3 protein-coding genes are annotated in these 3097 nt (G+C 62.6%); 2 read left to right on the top strand and 1 reads right to left on the bottom strand.

The window, feature by feature from the left end; translation table 11 throughout:
* Positions 1 to 254, top strand: a 254-nt coding sequence (locus AB1609_19410) for a hypothetical protein (GenBank protein MEW6048611.1), incomplete at its 5' end; no start/stop codon positions are given.
* Positions 255 to 328: 74 nt separating this feature from the next.
* Here AB1609_19410 and AB1609_19405 read toward each other — a convergent pair.
* Positions 329 to 1837 (bottom strand): recombinase family protein, encoded by a 1509-nt coding sequence (locus tag AB1609_19405; GenBank protein ID MEW6048610.1) that lies wholly within the window; start codon positions 1835 to 1837, stop codon positions 329 to 331.
* Positions 1838 to 1878: 41 nt separating this feature from the next.
* Between AB1609_19405 and AB1609_19400 the strand changes: the two genes are divergently transcribed.
* On the top strand, positions 1879 to 3000 hold the full coding sequence (locus tag AB1609_19400; protein MEW6048609.1) for a hypothetical protein: 1122 nt from the start codon (positions 1879 to 1881) through the stop codon (positions 2998 to 3000).
* The last annotated feature ends 97 nt before the right edge of the window (positions 3001 to 3097 follow it).

Raw genomic sequence — 3097 nt, 5'->3', positions numbered from 1 at the left:
GCGGGCTTGCCGCCGGCGGGTTGGGCCTGGCCGCCATGATAGTCACGGGCTTGGCCGGAGCCGTGCTGCAGGGCACGGTGGTCGAACCTTACCTCCCCTCGGTTCTGGTGGGCAACGTCCAGTTCCTCCTGGCCGGGACCGGCGATGTGGACATATGGGCGCGGCTGGTCAGGCCCGGGATCACAGCCTTCGTGTTATCCGCCCTGTTCCTGCTCCTCGGCTATCGGAGGTTCAGGCGCCAACCCCTTCCGTAGTCCCCCGGTTCCGCCTCTCTGCTGCCGGAGTTGGGCCATAGGTGTCCCATCGCGTGGGGCGGTCCGGTTTGCCCCTAGCCCTCCACGATGCGGGCACAGCGCGGGAGGACGATCGCCTCGACCGTGGGGACCCTCGAACCGGGATATGTGGACTGACAATCCGCGGCATCGGAAAAAGGAATGCGGGCGGTGAGCACCATGTCACCGCCCGCGTTCACTTCTGCCCGGGGGAATAGGGCCTGCACCAGGTCCCCCTGCTCTTCGGGGCTGAGTTCCGTGTCGATGTTGACCAGGGCCGCGAAGTACTCAGTGATGTACTCAACCTCAAGGGCGGCGGACCGGGCCAGCTGGTCATGCAGGCCTGCAAGCCGCTGCTCCAGGGCCCGGTGCTCAAGGTCGAGGTTCTTCCGCTCGGCATCCAGGAGATCCCGTTCCCAACTTCCGTCCATGTAGAGCCGAAGTAGGCGGCTCTTTTTCATTTGCAGAGCTGCCTGGATTCGTTCGATTTCACTCGTCAGCCGTCGCTGTTCACTTTCATCGTTCCGGAGCCGGATCAGCCGGCGGGCAACAGCGGGCTGTGAGCCCAGGAGCTTGATCGCAGCCAGCACCCGGGCATCAAGGTGGTCTGCGCGGTGTCGGGTCCGACACCCGTGATCTTTCCCCCGTTCGGCTCCGCGGTGCTTGTAGTAGACGTACACATATCGGCGGCCGTTAACTGTGGTGGCTATAGTCTTGACTTGCATGAGCCGGCCACACTCCGAGCAGACCAAGATGCCGGCGAGGATGGCCCGCTCCCGGCAGACCTTGAAGTAGCGGAACTCCTGGCTACGCTTGTCCATGATCTCATTACACTTCTGCCAGAGGCCGGGGTCCACAATGGGTTCGCAGGCGTTCGGGATCTCCAGGTACTTGCCGTTGACGGTCCAGGCGTAGGTCCCGCGGTAGACCGGGCTCCGGATGATGTGACCCACCAGGCCTTCACTGATGCCGAACCGCCGGGCGATCCGCCGAGATCCCCAGCCCTCAGCGTACAACTGGAAAATCTCTCGAACGATGGGCAACCCGGGCCCGCCCGGAACCAGCTTCTTGTGCTCCTTGTCAACTACATAACCCATGGGCGGTTTCCCGAGCCAAATTCCCCGCCGCAGGGCCTCCTCCCGGCCCCGCTTCATCGCCTTGATTAACTTCCGGCGCTGGTGCCGGGCGAATAGGTTGAATACGTCGGACAACAACTCGCTGTCCTCGTCACCAAAGTCGATCTCGTGGCTGGGGGTAAGCACCCGGACGCCGGCCTGGCGGATCTCCCGCTTCAGGAGTTCCCAGTCCACCGGATCCAGACGGGACAACCGGTCTTGATCCACCACCAAGATGATCGAGAACTTGCCGGCAGCCATGTCGTCTCGCAGTCGGTCAAGGCCCGGTCGGGATGCTTTCGCCCCGCTGGTCTGGTCTATGTACACACCAGCAATCTCCAGACCACGGCGAGCGGCCAGGTCGCGGAGTTCGCGTTCCTGGCCGCCCAAGGAGTACTTCTGGAGATCTTCGTCAGTGCTGATACGGCAGTAGATTGCTGCTCGCTCCAAGACGTGGCCCCCCTGATTCGTCCCATAAGGTTATCTCCGGCATGTCCAGCCACACCCTGCCGGGCAACACCATCCCAAATGAGCAACAGTATCAGTGGCAGGTGCGCGTCTGGGACCGGGCGGACGTGGCCGGGCCGTACTCCAGCTTGGTCAACTTTCAGACCTCCGCACCACCTGCGGTGTCAATCCTTGACCCACCCGACGCTGGGGTGTACGGTACGGGCATTCTGAGGGTGTACTGGTCATACTCCGATCCCGCGAATGACCCACAGGTGAAATACCGCGCCGTCCTTCGTGACTCGGCTAACAACGTGATTGAAGACTCCGGCGAGGTTGCGAGTGGCGCCACCCAACACCAATTCGCCACCATGCTGGTCAATGGCCAGCAGTACAGCGTACAGATTACGGTGTGGGACGGCTACGGCTTCAGCGCGTCGGATAGTCATACCTTCACGGTGAGTTACAGTCCACCGCCAACGCCGACTATCGGCGTGGCGGGAGAAGACGCTCAGGGGCGTACCAGGATCACGGTCACCGACCGCGATCCCGCCGACCCATTGGCCCCACGGACAGTCTTCAACTGGCTGTACCGCCGTGAGGGCGATGGCCCCTGGCTCCGCATCGCGCAGGTGGACAAGAACGGCGAGTATTACGACTACGCGGTGGCCTCGGGCGTGCACTACACGTACAAGGTTGTGGCGGTGTCCGACTGGGAAACCACCGCCGAGAGCAATGAGGCTTCCGCAACCATCTCATGGTCGGTAGGCCTATGGCTGAACCTAGCGTCCGACCCCGGCGGCACGAGGGTTCTGATCGAGTACCACCACGACCAGGAGGAGAGCAGCGAGGCACAGGGTGAAGCCATGTCGTTCGCCGGCCGGGAGTACCCGGTTTGGGAGTTCTCCGAGCACAGCCAGGCCGAGATCCGCGTCTCCATCACGATCACCAAGGAGCAGGCAGCCAAGCTGGAGGTCCTGCGCAGACTCCATTCGGCCCGCGGGCCGGTTGTCTGGCGTGACCCGAGAGGCGTGAAGCGGTTCGTCGTCCTGCCGACCCTGCCGCTGATCCACAAGCCCTTCGGCTGGCAGGGGAACTGCGCGGCGTCATCTGCGACTATTCGGAGGCGATCTAAGCGCAAGTTCCCGGCCCTGAACAGGGCTTAAGTTCAAGTACGGCGTGGGTTTCCGCGCTATTTCTGTTTGAATTTTGTAGCCACGAAAAGTGCGAGGAGCTGGTTGACAAATGCGGTGGGAATGATAC

This window comes from Bacillota bacterium (assembly GCA_040754675.1).
GTDB lineage: Bacteria > Bacillota > Limnochordia > Limnochordales > Geochordaceae > Geochorda.
This window is presented reverse-complemented; position numbering and strand designations above follow the sequence as displayed.

Excerpts from the sequence above, each read along its gene's own strand:
- AB1609_19400 (MEW6048609.1), top strand. The coding sequence starts at position 1,879 with ATGTCCAGCCACACCCTGCCGGGCAACACCATCCCAAATGAGCAACAG.